Below are 15,959 nucleotides of genomic sequence, written 5' to 3'. Positions count from 1 at the left end.
CGACTCTCTGTCGGGTGATCATGGGCTGTCGCAATCGGCAGGGAGGGACATGGGGACTGAAAACGATAGCGCAAGCGTGTTTTCAGCCCCATGCCCCTACCTGACGAGTGCGGCTTCCCCGGTCTCAGCCCGCGTACACCGGGTACTTCGCGCAGATGGCCTTGACCTTGGCGGCAACGGCAGCTTCGACGGCGGCATCGCCGGCCGGGTTGCCCTTGAGACCGTCCAGGATGTCGCAGATCCAGGCAGCCAGTTCGCGGCAGTCGGCTTCGCCGAAACCGCGGGTGGTCACCGCCGGGGTGCCGATGCGGATACCCGAGGTCACGAACGGCGAGCGCGGATCGTTGGGCACGGCGTTCTTGTTGACGGTGATGCCGGCGCGGCCGAGGGCGGCGTCAGCATCCTTGCCGGTGACGTCCTGCTTGATCAGCGAGAGCAGGAACAGGTGGTTCTGCGTGCCACCGGAGACGACGTCGTAGCCACGCGACATGACCACCTCGGACATGGCCTGGGCATTGGTCACGACCTGCTGCTGGTAGGCCTTGAATTCCGGCGACATGGCTTCCTTGAAGCACACGGCCTTGGCGGCGATGGCGTGCATCAGCGGGCCGCCCTGGTTGCCCGGGAACACGGCCGAGTTCAGCTTCTTCTCGATGTCGGCATTGGCACGCGCCAGGATCAGACCGGAGCGCGGGCCGCGCAGCGTCTTGTGCGTGGTGGTGGTGACCACGTCGGCGAATGGCACCGGGTTCGGGTAGAGACCGGCAGCGACCAGACCAGCGACATGCGCCATGTCCACGAACAGGTAGGCACCAACCTGATCGGCGATGGCGCGGAAGCGCGCGAAGTCCAGCACCTGCGAGTAGGCGGAGAAGCCGGCGATGATCATCTTGGGCTTGTGCTCGAGCGCCAGACGCTCGACTTCGTCGTAGTCGATGAGACCGGTGGCGGTGTCGAGGCCGTACTGCACGGCCTTGTAGTTCTTGCCGGAGAAGTTGACCGAGGCACCGTGGGTCAGGTGACCGCCATGCGCCAGCGACATGCCGAGCACGGTATCACCGGCACTGAGCAGCGCCAGGAACACGGCGCTGTTGGCCTGCGAGCCGGCATGCGGCTGCACGTTGGCGTAGTCAGCACCGAACAGGGCCTTGGCGCGGTCAATGGCGAGCTGCTCGATGACATCGACATGTTCGCAGCCACCGTAGTAGCGCTTGCCCGGGTAGCCCTCGGCATACTTGTTGGTCAGCTTGGAGCCCTGCGCTTCCATCACTGCCGGCGAGCAGTAGTTTTCCGAGGCGATGAGCTCGATATGGGCTTCCTGGCGGGCGTCTTCCCGGGCCATGGCCTGGGCCAATTCGGGGTCAAAGCGCTCGATAGTCAGGTCTTTGCTGAACATGGGGGGCTCCGTAGGGCCGGGCATGCGGCCGGGCGATCAAAATTCGGTCGCATAGTGTAGCGGCAAAGTCGACGAAATGACATTTGGACACGACGAGATCTTCACCCGGGCACCCTTACAGGACGCACCGAAAGCCTCGAACACTTGAAATGTGCCAGTCTTCAATGTAAAGATTGGAACTTAACAGTGATAACCGACGCCGCAGCGGCCCGGAGGAATGCCACGATGACCCCTTCACGACACCCTGTCACCAGCACGGATGGCCTGCAGCTGGCCGCCTATGCCTGGGGCAACCCGGCGGCCACGCCCCTGGTGCTGGTGCATGGCTATCCGGACAACCACCAGGTCTGGGCACCGGTCGCGGAGCGCCTCGCTGACCGCTTCTACGTGATCGCCTATGACGTGCGCGGTGCCGGTGCCTCGGAACCGGGCAAGCGCATTCGCGACTACCGTCTGGACCAGCTCAGCCAGGACCTGAAGTCGGTGGTCGACGCCCTGATTCCGGGTCGCTGCTTCCATCTTGCCGCACATGACTGGGGCTCCATCCAGAGCTGGGAGTCGGTGACCACGGATCGCCTGCGCGGACGCATCCTGAGCTACTCGACACTGTCCGGCCCCTGCCTGGACCATGCCGCGCACTGGATGCGCAAGCGCCTGCTCAGCACCAACCCGGCCCTGCTCACCCAGGGCATCAAGCAGCTCGGCAGCTCCTGGTACATCGTCATGTTCCAGCTGCCCCTGCTCGCACCGACGCTGTGGAAGCGCGGCTTCGGCAAGCTCTGGCCGGTCTATCTGGAAAAGCGCGAGGGCGTTCGCGAAAGCCGTCCCAACCCGACCCAGACCGAGGACGGCGTACGTGGCGTGCAGCTCTATCGTGCCAATTTCCTGCCCAAGATGCTGAAGCCGGAAATCCGCCATGCCCACTGCCCGGTCCAGCTCATTGCGCTGACCGGTGACAACTACGTGAACATGGATCTGCACGAGGATCTCGCGCAGTGGGTCAGCGAACTCTACCGCCGCGATCTGGCTGCCACGCACTGGGCGCCGCTCAGCCAGCCCGACCTGATCGCCGGCTGGATTGCCGAATTCGCCGATGCCATGGAGCACGGCAACACCCCCGCCGCCCTGCAGGCTGCACGCGTGCAGGCGCATTGAGGAGATCATCATGACCGCATCCCAGACCCGTCACATCCTGGACACGAGCCGAAGCGCCAGCACCGCCGTCGAGCAGGAACGCCACATCCTGCAGGCACGCCGCGTGCAGTTCGATCTCAGCCAGACGCCGCTGCACTGGATCCCGAACGATGCCTTCTCGACGCACCTGATCAACGGCATCCACATGCTGCTGCCGGCCGGGGAATTCTGGTTCTGCCGCGTCTACAACAAGGCTCTGCCCTATGTCACCGACCCGGTGCTGCGCGCCGATGTCGAGGGCTTCATCCGCCAGGAAGCCATCCATGCCCGCGTGCACCAGGGTGGCCAGGCCTATCTGCAGGCGCATCAGCTCGACACCGACGCCTACATCGAACGCGCCAACTGGCTGTTCGGCAAGATCCTCAGTGACGCACCGCTGGGACTGAAGGCACTGCAGCACAAACGCCTTGAAAAGCAGTGGCTGATCACCCGCGTCGGCCTGATCGCCGCCATCGAGCACTTCACCGGCATGCTCGGCCAGTGGTGCATGGACAACACCAGCTGGGACAAGGCCGATCCGGTCATGGCCGACCTGTTCCGCTGGCACCTTGCCGAGGAAGTCGAGCACCGCAACGTCGCCTTCGACCTGTTCCACCACCTGTGTGAAACCGAGCTGGGCTTCTATGCCGGCCGTCAGGCCCTGATGGCCATCATCTTCCCGCTGTTCATTCACTTCCTGACCGAGGGCATGCGGGCACTGGCCAGCCAGGACCGCAGCAACGCCGAGATTCGCGCCATGGCACGCCGTTCCCTGCCGCGCCTGCTGTGGGAAGTCGAGCGCATCGGCAGGGCCAGCGACAACATCCCGACCTTCAGCTTCCTGGTGAAGGGAACGCTGCGCTGGCTGTCGCCGCGCTTCCACCCGGAGCCGGAAGGCAACACCCAGCAGGCCCTGGACTACATCGCACGCTCGCCGGCCGCCCGTGCGGCAGCTGCAGCCGCCGCAGAGCAGGGCCAGACGCTGCACTGACCCGCCGAGACAACGCACGAAACGAAAGGCCCGCCTGCAGGAATCAGCATCCCGCAGGCGGGCCTTGCTGTTTGCGGATCTGCCCGGGCATCAGCCCTGTGCAGCGCTCTCCCGCTGACGCGACAGCAGCCAGTAGCCGAACACCGCCGACAGCAACGAGGCCAGCAGCACCGCCAGCCGGTCAACCAGCTGCACGCTCTGGCCCGAGTGCTGGAAGGCCAGCGAACTGATGAACAGACTCATGGTGAAGCCGATGCCGCAGAGCACCGCCGCGCCGTAGAGCTGACGCCAGTTGGTCGCATTCGGCAGCGCCGCCCAGCCCAGGCGGACGCAGAGCCAGGAAAACACGAAGATGCCCAGCTGCTTGCCCACGAACAGCCCCAGCACGATGCCCTGGAACACGCTGTCGGAAAGCACCTCCCGACCCAGCCCCTGCAGCGACACGCCGGCATTGGCGAAGGCGAAGATCGGCACGATGGCAAATGCCACCAGCGGATGCAGATCCTTCTCCATGGCCTCGGCAGGCGAGGCGCCGTTCTCGTCACGACGCACCGGAATGGCCATGGCAATGACCACCCCGGCCAGCGTGGCATGAACCCCGGACTTCAGCACGCTGATCCAGAGCAGGGTGCCGACCAGCGCGTAGGGGCCGATGCTGCGCACCCCGGACCGGTTGAGCAGAAACAGCACCAGGGTGAGCCCGCCAGCCGCCAGCAGCGACGCCAGGGAAAGCTGGCTGGTGTAGAACAGCGCGATGATGATGACGGCCCCGAGGTCGTCCATCACCGCCAGCGCCATCACGAACGCCTTCAGTCCGGGCGGCACCCGTGAGCCCAGCAGGGCCAGCACACCCAGGGCGAAGGCGATGTCGGTGGCCGAGGGGATGGCCCAGCCCTGCAGACGCACCGGATCGTGGTGATTGAGCGCGACATAGATCAGGGCCGGCACCAGCATCCCGCCGAGCGCGGCAAAGCCGGGCAGCGCCAGCTGGCGCAGGGTGCTGAGGTGACCATGCACCACTTCACGCTTGATCTCCAGGCCGACCACCAGGAAGAAGATCGCCATCAGGCCGTCGTTGATCCACAGCAGCAGGGGCTTGTCGATGTCCAGTGCACCGATGCGGAACTGCACCGGAATCGACAGCAGCCACTGGTAGAACTCGACCGCCGCCGAGTTGGCAAGGATCAGGGCCAGCGCCGTGGCCAGCAGCAGCAGCACGCCCGCCTGCACATCCGCCGACCAGGTGCGCCAGAAGGCGGCACCGGTGACATTTCCTGTCGACATCCACTTTCCTCCCGTTGTAACTGCTGCGTCCGCTATAATCGCGCACTTTCCATCCAGGCTCAGCAGGATTGCTTCATGGCTCAGTACATCTACACGATGAATCGTGTATCGAAATTGGTTCCGCCCAAGCGCGAGATTCTCAAGGATATCTCCCTGTCGTTCTTTCCGGGCGCCAAGATCGGCGTGCTCGGCCTGAACGGCTCCGGCAAGTCTACCCTGCTCAAGATCATGGCGGGTGTGGACAAGGACTTCAGCGGTGAAGCCCGTGCCGCCACCGGCACCAAGATCGGCTACCTGGAGCAGGAGCCGCAGCTGGATCCGGCCAAGGACGTGCGCGGCAACGTCGAGGACGGCGTGCGTGAGTGCCTGGACGCCATGGCCCGCCTGGACGAGGTCTTTGCCGAATACGCCATGGAAGATGCCGACTTCGACAAGCTCGCCGCCGAGCAGGAAAAGCTCGAGTCCATCATCCAGGCCTGGGATGGTCACAACCTCAACAACCAGCTCGAGCAGGCCGCCGACGCCCTGCGTCTGCCACCATGGGATGCCGACGTGACCACGCTGTCGGGTGGCGAGCGCCGCCGTGTCGCGCTGTGCCGCCTGCTGCTGTCGAAGCCGGACATGCTGCTGCTCGACGAACCGACCAACCACCTCGACGCCGAGTCGGTGGGCTGGCTGGAACAGTTCCTGAAGAACTTCCCGGGCACCATCGTCGCCATCACCCACGACCGCTACTTCCTCGAGAACGTGGCCGAGTGGATCCTCGAGCTCGACCGCGGTCGCGGCATTCCCTACCAGGGCAACTACACGGGCTGGCTGGAACAGAAGACCGCCCGCCTGGAAATGGAAGAGCGCCAGGAAGAGGCCCACACCAAGGCCCTCAAGCGCGAGCTGGAGTGGGTGCGCAGCAACCCCAAGGCACGTCAGGCCAAGTCCAAGTCCCGCATGCAGGCCTTCGAGGAGCTGTCGAGCAAGGAATTCCAGAAGCGCGCCGAAACCCAGGAAATCTACATTCCGCCCGGAGAACGCATGGGCGACCAGGTCATCGAGGTCAAGGGCATCGCCAAGTCCTTCGGCGATCGCCTGCTCTACGAGAACCTGAGCTTCACCGTGCCCAAGGCCGCCATCGTCGGCATCGTCGGCCCCAACGGCGCCGGCAAGACCACGCTGTTCCGCATGATCACCGGTGAACAGAAGCCGGATGCCGGCGAAGTCATCGTCGGTCAGAGCGTCAAGGTCGCCTACATCGGCCAGATCCGCGACTCGCTGGATGACAGCAAGACCGTCTGGGAGGAAGTCTCCGGCGGCCTCGACATCATGAAGGTCGGCGACTACGAGATCCCGTCACGCGCCTACATCGGCCGCTTCAACTTCAAGGGCCAGGACCAGCAGAAGCGCGTCGGCGAACTCTCCGGTGGTGAGCGCAACCGTCTCCAGCTGGCCAAGATCCTGCAGGTCGGCGCCAACGTGCTGCTGCTCGACGAACCCTCCAACGACCTTGACGTGGAAACCCTGCGTGCCGTCGAGGAAGCGCTGCTGACCTTCCCCGGCGTGTCCATGGTGGTCTCGCACGATCGCTGGTTCCTCGACCGCATCGCCACCCACATCCTCGCCTTCGAAGGTGACGAGGTGGAGTGGTACGACGGCAACTACACCGAGTACGAGGAGTATCGCCGCAAGAAGCTCGGCAATGCTGCCGGCCCGCACCGGGTCAAGTACAAGAAGATGAGCTGACGCGTCCGTTCGGACAGTCCCGCCCGGCAGGAAAGGCCACCGTAAACCGGTGGCCTTTTTGCTCGTTGAGCGGAGTATCTGCTCAGGAGCTCATCATGCGCACATCCACGCGTCCACGTCAGGCGGTCCTTGCGGCCGGTCTGGCCTTTGCCTGTGCCACCCCGGCGTGGGCAGCCGTTTCCGCCTCCACCCAGATCGGCACGACAAGCGCGCCGTCGGCCGGCAGCACCCTGCACAGCACGCAGAGCCTGTATCCCGCAGACCCGGTCGATGCCCTGCCGGCGACCAGTCGCAGCCTGCGCCAGGACAAGGTGGTCACCGTGGTGCCGGCGATCTGCCTGCAATGCGGCCAGGTCATCGATGTACAGCCCGTGGACGTCACGCCGACCCAGACCGGAGTCGGCATCGGCGTCGGGGCCGTACTTGGCGGCGTGCTTGGCAGCCGCTTCGGGGGCGGCAGCGGGCGAACGGTAGCGGCAATTGCCGGTGCCGTCGGTGGCGCCTATGCAGGGAATGTGATCGAGGGACGTCAGCGCCAGCAGCAAGCCTGGCAAGTACGCGTGCGTTTCGACGACGGCCGTGAAAGCACGTTCGGCTACAGCCAGCAGCCGCAATGGGCGGTGGGCGATCGCCTGGTCATCGAAGGCAACTCGCTGCGCCGCGCCGATGCCCTCACGCCGCCGGCGCCCGGGGCCGTGCCACGCCCCTGATGACCGTGCCGGGGAGACCCGGACCAGCAAGGCCCTGAAACAGCGAGGCCGGGCATTGCCCGGCCTCCTGCCATCCCCGCGAAACCAAGGCGCTCAGCGCTCCGGCAGCGTGATGTTCAGCTCCAGCACCGAGCAGTTGCCATGGCTGTCGAGATCAACCTGCACCTGGTCGTCACTGATCGAGACGTACTTGCGAATCACTTCGAGGATGTCACGCTGCAGCTGCGGCAGATAGTCCGGCTTGCTGCGCTGACCGCGCTCGTGGGCGACGATGATCTGCAAGCGTTCCTTGGCAAGATTGGCCGTGGTCGGCTTCTTTTGGCTGCGGAAAAAATCCATGAAACTCATGATCAGCCTCCGAACAGTCTGGCCAGCAGGCCTTTCTTCTGCACTTCCAGGAAACGCTGCGGCACGTTCGAGCCGAGCAGACGTTCAACGGCATCGCTGTAGGCCTGGCCGGCATCGCTCTCGGCATCGAAGATCACCGGCACGCCCTGGTTGGAGGCCTTGAGCACGGCCTGCGATTCGGGAATCACGCCGAGCAGCTTGATCGACAGGATTTCCTCGACGTCGGCCACCGACAGCATCTCGCCGCTCTCGACGCGCACCGGGTTGTAGCGGGTCAGCAGCAGGTATTCCTTGATCGGGTCCAGACCCTTCTCGGCACGACGCGACTTGCTGGACAGCAGGCCGAGCATGCGGTCGGAGTCACGCACCGACGACACTTCCGGGTTGGTCACGACAATCGCCTCGTCAGCGAAGTACATGGCCATGTGGGCGCCCTTCTCGATGCCGGCCGGCGAGTCGCAGATCACGAAGTCGAACTGCTCGGACAGCTCGTTGATGACACGCTCGACCCCCTCCTGGCTGAGGGCATCCTTGTCACGGGTCTGGCTGGCCGCCAGCACGTACAGGTTGTCCAGGCGCTTGTCCTTGATCAGGGCCTGGTTGAGGCTGGCATCGCCCTGGATCACGTTGATGAAGTCATAGACCACGCGGCGTTCGCAGCCCATGATCAGGTCGAGGTTGCGCAGGCCGACGTCGAAATCGACCAGCACGGTACGGTGTCCGCGCATGGCCAGGCCGGTACCGATGGCTGCACTGGTGGTGGTCTTGCCCACGCCACCCTTGCCGGAAGTCACCACAATGATTTTTGCCACGAAACATCCTCACGCAGAGCCACCGGGCTGCATGCCCGGCTTGAAACAGACAGGGGTCGGAACCCGGCAGAGGCTGCCGATTCCGGAAATCATCCGGCCAGTATTGTTCAAAGAGCCAGCAGGTTCAACACATCTTCCTGCAGAATGACCTGGATCGGGCGCCCCCATTCCGGCGCCTTGCGCAGCTCTTCCGCGACCCGGTAGCGACCGGCGATGGAGATCAGTTCGGCCTCCAGCGACTGGCAGAAAATGCGTGCCGAGGCATCGCCCTTGACGCCTGCCAAGGCACGTCCGCGCAGTGGTGCATAGATGTGGATATGACCGTCCGCCAGCACTTCGGCGCCGGCGCTGACCGGGGCCAGCACGATCAGGTCTCCCTCGGCATAGATCTGCTGACCACCGCGCACCGGCGCGGTGATGATGCGAGTCTCCGGGCGTCCCGCTGCGGCCGCAGGTGCAGCAGCTGGTGCCGCGGCCGCAACGGCAGCGGTCTCGGCCGGCTGGGCTGCGTCACTGTCGCCGCCCTTGCGACGCAGGCTGCCCAGCAGTGGCACGCCGACACCCTGCAAGGCCGGCTGCAAGGCCTTGGGCGCGCGCATGCCCACCACTGCCACGCCATGCTCGCGGCACAGCGCCACCAGGCCCGCCCAATCGGCCTCCTGGTCAGCGACCTTGTCGAGATTGAGAATGACAGGGGATTGCTGCAGCCAGGCGGCGGCATCCAGGGTGCGTGCCGCGAGCTGCGCCTTGATCAGCTCGTGGCTCACGCTGGCAAGCTCGAGCACGGTGGCCGTGAACGAGCCACCCTTGATGTGAAAGGCAGGACTGCCGTCCTGCAGGGCATCGGATGAGGTCATGTGTCTGTGGCAACGTCAGGAAATACGGAAAGGCATGACGGCCGGAACCGGTCCGGCCGGAACCGCAGAAACTTACTTGTGGGTCTTGAGGAGCTCGGCGACCTTGCTGACATAGGCCTGTTCAGCCTGCTCGCGGGTCATGCCCTTGAGCCCTGCCCAGGCGTCGTACTTGGCGCGATTGATCATGTCGAACATGCCCGGACGGCTGCCGGAGACATCGCCGGCACTGGCCTGCTTGAAGTGGGCATACAGGGCCAGCATGTCGTCGTTGGACGGCCGCTTGGTCAGGGTCTTCACATCCAGCTGGGCTTGTTCAAACGCGCTCATTGTTGTTCTCCGCAATTGAAGTGGTCGGCCTCAAGCCGCCGGCAGCTGCACCGGCAGGCCAAGGTGCCTACAGTAGCAGTCCTGACTGCAAAACCGTAGTGCCGCACAGGCACGGCAACGACTTTTGCCGCGCCCGCGAAGCAGGCAAACTGCCTGCCCCGGACACGAAAGGAAGATGGCATGCGTATTGGTTTTGCCGGCATAGGCCTGATGGGCCTGCCCCTGTGCCGTCGCCTGCTGGCGGCCGGACACAGGCTGACCATCTGGAACCGCAGCCCTGCCGCCTGCGCCCCGCTGCTGGCCGAAGGCGCCCGCCAGGCCGAGTCGCCGGCCACCCTGGCTACCGGCAGCGACATCCTGATGCTCTGCGTCTCCGATGCCAGCGCCGTGCGCGCGGTCTGTGACGGCCCGCACGGCGTGCTTGCCGGCTGCCATGACGGTCTCGTGGTGGTCGATCACTCCTCGATAGACCCGGCCACCACGCGCGAGCTGGCAGCCGCACTGGCACAGCGGGGCGGGCACTGGGTGGATGCCCCGGTATCAGGCGGTGTCGCTGGCGCCGAGCAAGGCCGGCTGGTGATCATGGCCGGAGGCAGCGCCGCTGACATCGACCGCATCAGTCCGGTGCTGCAGGCCTATGCCCTGCGCATCACGCACATGGGCGACACGGGCGCCGGCCAGGTCACCAAGATCTGCAACCAGCTGGTGGTCGCCGCCAACAGTCTGCTGATTGCCGAGACCGTGGCACTGGCCGAGCAGGCCGGTGTCGATGCCCGGCTGCTGGCCCCGGCACTGGCCGGCGGCTTCGCCGACTCGCTGCCGTTCCAGATCCTGGCGCCACGCATGGCCGAGCGCCGCTTCGAGCCGGTGCAATGGCGAGTGCAGACCCTGCTCAAGGATCTCGACAACGCGCTTGCCCTGGCGCAGGCCGACGGACAACCCGTGCCGCTGGCAGCGCACGCCGCAGCGCTCATGCGACAGCATGCCGAATGCGGGCATGCACGCGCCGATCTCAGCAGCGTGATCCTGCTGCATCGCCCGCAAAACGACTGAACCGAGAACACGCCATGCCCCGCTTCACCGCCAACCTGTCCCTGCTGTTCACCGAACGGCCCCTGCGCGAACGCTTTGCGGCGGCACGTGCGGCCGGCTTCGACGCCGTCGAGATCCAGTTTCCCTACGAGCTGGCGATCAGCGAGATCGCCCGCGAACTGCAGGAACATGCGTTGGAGCTGGTGCTGATCAACGTCCCGGCCGGCGACCTCATGCAGGGTGGTGACGGGCTCGCCGGCATCCCCGGTCGGGAGCAGAGCTTTCGCCATGCCGTGATGCAGGCGCTGCCCTATGCCGAGGCGCTGGGCGTGCGCTGCGTCAACGTGCTGGCCGGCCGCCAGCCCGCCGATGGCGACCTGCTGCACTGCCTGCACACGCTGACCGCCAATGCCCGCTATGCCGCCGAGACCTTCCAGTCCGTCGGCGTGACCACCACGCTGGAGGCCATCAACACCGTCGACATGCCCCGCTTCCTGGTGCACAACGTGGCGCAGATGCAGGAGATCCTGGAGGCGGCCGACCATCCCACCCTGAAGATGCAGTTCGACTGCTACCACCTGGCGATGATGGGCGAGGATCTGGAGCAGGCACTGCAGGACACCATTCTCGACATCGGCCACATCCAGTTCGCCGACCTGCCGGGACGCGGCGCGCCAGGCACCGGCACGCTGGACTATCCGGCGCTGTTCCGCCTCATCGACGAACTGCCCTACAGCGGCTGGTGTGGCGCCGAGTACCGGCCCGGCGACGCCGGCACCGAGGCCAGTCTGGACTGGTTCCGGGCACGCCGCTGAAGCGGCCCGGGGCGCCGTTGCCTAGAGCGCGTCGAGGGCCTCGGCGAGGCGCCCGACCGCGATCACCTGCATGCCCTCGATGGCCTGCTTGGGGGCATTGCTGCGTGGCACGATGGCGCGCTTGAAGCCGTGCTTGGCGGCCTCGCGCAGACGCTCCTGGCCATTCGGCACCGGGCGGATCTCCCCGGACAGGCCGACCTCCCCGAACACCACCAGATCGGCATCGAGGGCCTGGCCACGCAGGCTGGAGGTGACCGCCAGCAGTACCGCGAGATCGGAACCGGTTTCCAGCACCTTGACGCCGCCGACCACGTTGACGAAGACGTCCTGACCCAGGCTGGAAATGCCGCCGTGGCGGTGCAGCACGGCCAGCAGCATGGCAAGACGGTTCTGGTCGAGACCGACGGCGACCCGGCGCGGGTTGCTGAAGGCGTCGTCGACCAGGGCCTGGACCTCGACCAGCAGCGGGCGAGTGCCCTCGCGGGTGACCATGACGACGGAGCCGGGAATGGGCTGGTCATAGCGCGACAGGAAGATCGCCGAGGGATTGGAGACCTCGCGCAGGCCGCGATCGGTCATGGCGAACACGCCGAGCTCGTTGACCGCGCCAAAGCGGTTCTTCACGGCGCGAATCAGGCGGAAACGGGAATCGGCCTCGCCCTCGAAATAGAGCACGCAGTCGACCATGTGCTCGAGCACGCGCGGCCCCGCCAGCGCGCCTTCCTTGGTGACATGACCGACCAGGAACAGGGCGCAGCCGCTCTGCTTGGCATAGCGCGTGAGCAAGGCCGCCGACTCGCGGATCTGCGACACGCCACCCGGGGCCGAGGTCAGGGCCTCGGTATACAGGGTCTGGATGGAGTCGATGACCATGATGCGCGGCAGCTCGGCCTGTGCCGTGGCAAGAATGCGCTCGACGCAGGTCTCGGCCATCAGGCTGAGGCCATCCACCGGCAGCTCCAGCCGGCGCGCGCGCAACGCGACCTGGGTCAGCGACTCCTCGCCCGTGACATAGAGCGCGCGCTGGCTGGCCGCGAGATGGGTCAGGGTCTGCAGCAGGATGGTCGACTTGCCGATGCCGGGGTCGCCGCCGATGAGCACCACCGAGCCATCGACCAGGCCGCCGCCGAGCACCCGGTCCAGCTCTGACAGGCCGGTGGCGATGCGCCGCTCCTGCACATCGATGCGGACGTCCTTGAGCGCCGTGACCGTGGCGGCCTGGCCGGCATAGCCGCCGGCACGCGGCCCCTTCGGCAGCGGCTCGCGCACGACCTCGGTCAGGGTGTTCCAGGCGCCACAGTCGCCGCACTGCCCCGACCACTTACTGGCCTCGGCACCACAGGCCGAGCAGACATGCACGACACGCGCCTTAGCCATTGAGAATCTCGTCAGCCAGCAGGTGGCGCTGCACGCGCGGCGTGAGACGGCAGAACAGCTCGTAGCTGATGGTGCCGGCTGCGCTGGCGACCTCGTCGGCAGGCAGGCCGTCACCCCAGAGCACCACCGGATCACCGGGACGCGCCGTGACCTGGCCGAGATCGACGGTGATCATGTCCATAGAGACGCGTCCGGCAAGCTGGCAGCGCTGGCCATTGATCAGCACCGGCGTGCCGGAAGGTGCATGGCGCGGGTAGCCGTCACCGTAGCCGATGGCCACCACGGCAATGCGGGTGTCGCGTGCAGCCACCCAGCTCGCGCCATAGCCCACGGCCTCGCCGGCCGGCACCGTGTGCACGGCAATCACCCGCGAGCGCAGCGTCATCACCGGACGCAGACCCAGCGACTCCGCACTGCGGTGGGCAAACGGCGAGCTGCCGTACAGTGCAATGCCGGGGCGCATCCAGGCGCCCGCGGCGGCGGCATGCGCGAAAATGGCGGCGGAATTGGCCAGGCTGTCGCTCACCGGCACGCCGTCTGCCTCTGCCAGGGCCTGCTGCAAGGCACGGAAACGACCGAGCTGCTGCACGGTCTGGCGGCTGTCGAGCTCGTCGGCGGTGGCGAAATGGGTCAGCAGTCCCCGTGTCTTCACGGCTGGCGACTGCGCCAGCACGCGCCAGGCCTTGAGCGCCTCGACCGGGCGCAGACCAAGACGGTTCATGCCGCTGTTGACCTTGAGCCAGACCGCTATCTGCGCGCCGGCCGGCGCCTGCGCGAACAGGGCCAGCTGCTCGGGCGAGTGCACCGCCAGCTGCAGGTCATGCTGACGCGCCAGGGCCAGCTCCTGCGTCGTGAACACGCCCTCAAGCACGGCGATGGGCGAACGCACGCCCTGCTCGCGCAAGGCCAGCGCCTCGTCGATGAAGGCCGTGCCAAGGGCGTCGGCCTGCTCCGCCAGCAGTGGCGCCAGCATGGCGGCACCATGACCGTAGGCATCCGCCTTGACCATGGCCAGCAGCCTTGCCTGCGGCATCTGGCGGCGAATCACCGCCACGTTGTGACGCAGCGCGGCCGTATCCAGCGTCAGCCAGGTCTCGCGCATGGTCAGTACTGCTCCATGTCGCGATAGTGTTCGGGCGCGAGATCCTCGAAGCGCGTGTACTTGCCGAGGAAGGCCAGACGGATGCTGCCGATGGGGCCGTTGCGCTGCTTGCCGATGATGATTTCCGAGGTGCCCTTGTCCGGCGACTCCGGGTTGTAGACCTCGTCACGGTAGATGAACATGATGACGTCGGCGTCCTGCTCGATGGCCCCGGATTCACGCAGGTCGGACATCACCGGACGCTTGTTCGGGCGCTGCTCGAGCGAGCGGTTGAGCTGCGACAGCGCGATCACCGGACACTCCATCTCCTTGGCCAACGCCTTCAGCGAGCGCGAGATTTCCGAGATTTCGTTGACACGGTTGCTTTCAAGACCGGGCACGCGCATCAGCTGGAGGTAGTCGACCATGATCAGGCCGAGCGGCCCCTGCTCGCGCGCGACACGGCGGGCACGCGTGCGCACGTCGTTGGGGCTCAGCGATGGCGTGTCGTCAATGAGCAGCTTCTGGTCGGCGAGCAGGGTCATGGTCGAGGTCAGGCGCGGCCAGTCCTCTTCCTCGAGCTTGCCGGAGCGGATGCGGGTCTGGTCGATGCGACCCAGTGACGACAGCATACGCATGACGATGGACTCGGCCGGCATTTCCATGGAGAACACCAGCGTCGGCATGCCCGAGCGCATGAGGGCGTTTTCCACCAGATTCATGGCGAAGGTGGTCTTGCCCATGGAGGGACGCGCCGCGACGATGATCAGGTCGCCCTTCTGCATGCCCGACGTGCGCTCGTCGAGATCCGTGAAGCCGGTGCTGAGACCGGTGATGGCCTCGTCGGACTGGAACAGCTTGTCGATGCGGTCAAGCGCCTTGCCCAGCAGCGGCTTGAGCAGCTGCGGTCCGCCGCCCTTCTGCTGCTGCTCGGCGATGGCGAAGATCTTGCGCTCGGCCTCGTCGAGAATCATCTGCGCGGTCGCGCCCTGGGGCTGGAACGCGGTGTCGGAGACCTCGTTGGTGATGCGGATGAGCTGACGCAGCACCGAGCGCTCGCGCACGATGTCGCCGTAGGCAGCGATGTTCACCGCCGAGGGCGTGTTGCGCACCAGCTCGCCCAGGTAGGCCAGGCCGCCGGCATCCTCCAGCTCGCCCAGACGCATCAGGGTTTCCGACACGGTCAGGGCATCGCGCGGCTTGCCCTCGTCGACCAGCAGGCGGATGGCGCGGAAGATCTGGCGATGGTCACGGCGATAGAAATCGTCTTCGCTGATGCGGTCGGACACGCGGTCCCAGGACTGCTCGTCCAGCATCAGGCCGCCAAGCACGGCCTGCTCGGCCTCGAGGGAATGCGGGGGCAGTTTCAGGGCCGCCAGGGCGTTGTCGGCGGCAGAGGCAGTGGCGGTGGTATTCATGGCATCACGACAGGACAAAGTGGGCCTAGCATAAGCGGAAACGGCAGCGTCTCCCACCGGCAAGTGCCCCGTCCGGGCTCACCCGCCCTGAAAAACGAACAGGGCGCCGGAGTTGCCCCCGGCGCCCTGTCGATACCGCGATGTCGTCCGCTTATTCGGCGGCGACAACCACCTTGACGGTGGCCAGGATGTCGCTGTGCACCTGGATGGCGATGTCGTACTCGCCAGTGTGACGCAGCGGACCGGTCGGCAGGCGAACTTCGCTCTTGTCGACGGCCACGCCAGCGGCGGTAGCGGCGTCGGCGATATCGCGGTTGCCCACGGAACCGAACAGCTTGCCTTCGTCACCAGCCTTCGAGGTCACGGTCACGACCAGCTCGGCGAGCTGGGCGGCACGGGCTTCGGCGGCAGCCAGAACGGCGGCTTCCTGACGCTCCAGCTCGGCGCGACGAACTTCGAAGTCAGCCAGGTTGCGAGCCGTTGCCGGCAGCGCCTTGCCTTGCGGAATCAGGAAGTTGCGGCCAAAGCCGGGCTTCACGTCAACCTTGGCACCGAGAGCGCCCAGGCCTTTGATCTTTTCCAGAAGAATAACTTGCATCACGCA

At 66.0% G+C, this 15,959-nt stretch carries 16 protein-coding genes; 6 read left to right on the top strand and 10 right to left on the bottom strand.

Translation table 11 applies throughout. The features are described from left to right. Positions 1–124 precede the first annotated feature (124 nt). Entirely contained in the window at positions 125–1,396 is a 1,272-nt protein-coding gene (gene glyA, locus F595_RS0103345) for a serine hydroxymethyltransferase (protein ID WP_022955458.1), read from the bottom strand. Between the two features lie 225 nt (positions 1,397–1,621). Here glyA and F595_RS12535 point away from each other — a divergent pair, with 225 nt between their 5' ends. Both F595_RS12535 and F595_RS12530 read left to right on the top strand, forming a co-directional pair. Then, entirely contained in the window at positions 1,622–2,551 is a 930-nt protein-coding gene (locus F595_RS12535) for an alpha/beta fold hydrolase (RefSeq protein WP_022955457.1), read from the top strand. 10 nt (positions 2,552–2,561) lie between these two features. After that, entirely contained in the window at positions 2,562–3,560 is a 999-nt protein-coding gene (locus F595_RS12530; protein WP_022955456.1) for a metal-dependent hydrolase, read from the top strand. 90 nt (positions 3,561–3,650) lie between these two features. Here F595_RS12530 and nhaA read toward each other — a convergent pair whose 3' ends face one another. Then, positions 3,651–4,844: a Na+/H+ antiporter NhaA gene (nhaA, locus tag F595_RS0103330; protein ID WP_022955455.1), complete on the bottom strand. Its 1,194-nt coding sequence runs from the start codon at positions 4,842–4,844 to the stop codon at positions 3,651–3,653. 75 nt (positions 4,845–4,919) lie between these two features. On the opposite strand from nhaA, the gene ettA reads away from it, so the two are divergent. Together ettA and F595_RS14100 are read left to right on the top strand one after the other, a co-directional pair. Continuing rightward, positions 4,920–6,578 carry an energy-dependent translational throttle protein EttA gene (gene ettA / locus F595_RS0103325; RefSeq protein ID WP_022955454.1) on the top strand — a complete coding sequence of 553 codons (1,659 nt, stop codon included), beginning with the start codon at positions 4,920–4,922 and terminating at the stop codon, positions 6,576–6,578. Positions 6,579–6,673: 95 nt separating this feature from the next. Next, positions 6,674–7,288, top strand: a complete 615-nt coding sequence (locus F595_RS14100; RefSeq protein ID WP_051144608.1) for a glycine zipper 2TM domain-containing protein — start codon at positions 6,674–6,676, stop codon at positions 7,286–7,288. A gap of 93 nt (positions 7,289–7,381) precedes the next feature. Here the strand turns inward: F595_RS14100 and minE are convergent, their stop codons facing one another. From minE to F595_RS0103300, 4 genes are all read right to left on the bottom strand, one after another. After that, complete coding sequence (gene minE, locus F595_RS0103315) at positions 7,382–7,636, bottom strand: cell division topological specificity factor MinE (protein WP_022955452.1); 255 nt, start codon at positions 7,634–7,636, stop codon at positions 7,382–7,384. Between the two features lie 2 nt (positions 7,637–7,638). Then, positions 7,639–8,448, bottom strand: a complete 810-nt coding sequence (gene minD, locus F595_RS0103310; RefSeq protein ID WP_022955451.1) for a septum site-determining protein MinD — start codon at positions 8,446–8,448, stop codon at positions 7,639–7,641. Between the two features lie 107 nt (positions 8,449–8,555). Beyond that, a complete protein-coding gene (gene minC, locus F595_RS0103305) occupies positions 8,556–9,305 on the bottom strand; it encodes a septum site-determining protein MinC (RefSeq protein ID WP_022955450.1) in 750 nt (249 codons plus the stop codon). A gap of 72 nt (positions 9,306–9,377) precedes the next feature. Beyond that, on the bottom strand, positions 9,378–9,632 hold the full coding sequence (locus F595_RS0103300; RefSeq protein WP_040567944.1) for an acyl-CoA-binding protein: 255 nt from the start codon (positions 9,630–9,632) through the stop codon (positions 9,378–9,380). A 180-nt stretch (positions 9,633–9,812) separates the two neighbouring features. Between F595_RS0103300 and F595_RS0103295 the strand changes: the two genes are divergently transcribed. Both F595_RS0103295 and F595_RS0103290 read left to right on the top strand, forming a co-directional pair. Further along, entirely contained in the window at positions 9,813–10,685 is an 873-nt protein-coding gene (locus F595_RS0103295) for an NAD(P)-dependent oxidoreductase (protein WP_022955448.1), read from the top strand. 14 nt (positions 10,686–10,699) lie between these two features. Continuing rightward, positions 10,700–11,479 carry a hydroxypyruvate isomerase family protein gene (locus F595_RS0103290; protein ID WP_022955447.1) on the top strand — a complete coding sequence of 260 codons (780 nt, stop codon included), beginning with the start codon at positions 10,700–10,702 and terminating at the stop codon, positions 11,477–11,479. 21 nt (positions 11,480–11,500) lie between these two features. On the opposite strand, the gene radA is transcribed toward F595_RS0103290, so the two are convergent. The 4 genes from radA to rplI form a co-directional block, all read right to left on the bottom strand. After that, the gene (gene radA / locus F595_RS0103285) at positions 11,501–12,856 is read right to left on the bottom strand and encodes a DNA repair protein RadA (RefSeq protein ID WP_026913181.1); all 1,356 of its coding nucleotides are present in this window, start codon (positions 12,854–12,856) and stop codon (positions 11,501–11,503) included. Next, entirely contained in the window at positions 12,849–13,958 is a 1,110-nt protein-coding gene (gene alr / locus F595_RS0103280; protein WP_022955445.1) for an alanine racemase, read from the bottom strand. The genes radA and alr overlap by 8 nt, the downstream gene beginning before the upstream one ends. A gap of 2 nt (positions 13,959–13,960) precedes the next feature. Further along, positions 13,961–15,355 carry a replicative DNA helicase gene (dnaB, locus tag F595_RS0103275; RefSeq protein ID WP_022955444.1) on the bottom strand — a complete coding sequence of 465 codons (1,395 nt, stop codon included), beginning with the start codon at positions 15,353–15,355 and terminating at the stop codon, positions 13,961–13,963. 151 nt (positions 15,356–15,506) lie between these two features. Next, positions 15,507–15,953 (bottom strand): 50S ribosomal protein L9, encoded by a 447-nt coding sequence (gene rplI / locus F595_RS0103270; RefSeq protein ID WP_022955443.1) that lies wholly within the window; start codon positions 15,951–15,953, stop codon positions 15,507–15,509. Positions 15,954–15,959 lie beyond the last annotated feature (6 nt).

Origin of the sequence: Perlucidibaca piscinae DSM 21586, from assembly GCF_000420045.1 — a bacterium.
Lineage (GTDB): Bacteria > Pseudomonadota > Gammaproteobacteria > Pseudomonadales > Moraxellaceae > Perlucidibaca > Perlucidibaca piscinae.
The sequence above is the reverse complement of the archived record's forward strand: the minus strand, read 5'-3'. Positions and strand labels throughout refer to the sequence as shown.

Excerpts from the sequence above, each read along its gene's own strand:
- glyA (WP_022955458.1), bottom strand. The coding sequence starts at position 1,396 with ATGTTCAGCAAAGACCTGACTATCGAGCGCTTTGACCCCGAATTGGCC.
- F595_RS12535 (WP_022955457.1), top strand. The coding sequence starts at position 1,622 with ATGACCCCTTCACGACACCCTGTCACCAGCACGGATGGCCTGCAGCTG.
- F595_RS12530 (WP_022955456.1), top strand. The coding sequence starts at position 2,562 with ATGACCGCATCCCAGACCCGTCACATCCTGGACACGAGCCGAAGCGCC.
- nhaA (WP_022955455.1), bottom strand. The coding sequence starts at position 4,844 with ATGTCGACAGGAAATGTCACCGGTGCCGCCTTCTGGCGCACCTGGTCG.
- ettA (WP_022955454.1), top strand. The coding sequence starts at position 4,920 with ATGGCTCAGTACATCTACACGATGAATCGTGTATCGAAATTGGTTCCG.
- F595_RS14100 (WP_051144608.1), top strand. The coding sequence starts at position 6,674 with ATGCGCACATCCACGCGTCCACGTCAGGCGGTCCTTGCGGCCGGTCTG.
- minE (WP_022955452.1), bottom strand. The coding sequence starts at position 7,636 with ATGAGTTTCATGGATTTTTTCCGCAGCCAAAAGAAGCCGACCACGGCC.
- minC (WP_022955450.1), bottom strand. The coding sequence starts at position 9,305 with ATGACCTCATCCGATGCCCTGCAGGACGGCAGTCCTGCCTTTCACATC.
- F595_RS0103300 (WP_040567944.1), bottom strand. The coding sequence starts at position 9,632 with ATGAGCGCGTTTGAACAAGCCCAGCTGGATGTGAAGACCCTGACCAAG.
- F595_RS0103295 (WP_022955448.1), top strand. The coding sequence starts at position 9,813 with ATGCGTATTGGTTTTGCCGGCATAGGCCTGATGGGCCTGCCCCTGTGC.
- F595_RS0103290 (WP_022955447.1), top strand. The coding sequence starts at position 10,700 with ATGCCCCGCTTCACCGCCAACCTGTCCCTGCTGTTCACCGAACGGCCC.
- radA (WP_026913181.1), bottom strand. The coding sequence starts at position 12,856 with ATGGCTAAGGCGCGTGTCGTGCATGTCTGCTCGGCCTGTGGTGCCGAG.
- alr (WP_022955445.1), bottom strand. The coding sequence starts at position 13,958 with ATGCGCGAGACCTGGCTGACGCTGGATACGGCCGCGCTGCGTCACAAC.
- dnaB (WP_022955444.1), bottom strand. The coding sequence starts at position 15,355 with ATGAATACCACCGCCACTGCCTCTGCCGCCGACAACGCCCTGGCGGCC.
- rplI (WP_022955443.1), bottom strand. The coding sequence starts at position 15,953 with ATGCAAGTTATTCTTCTGGAAAAGATCAAAGGCCTGGGCGCTCTCGGT.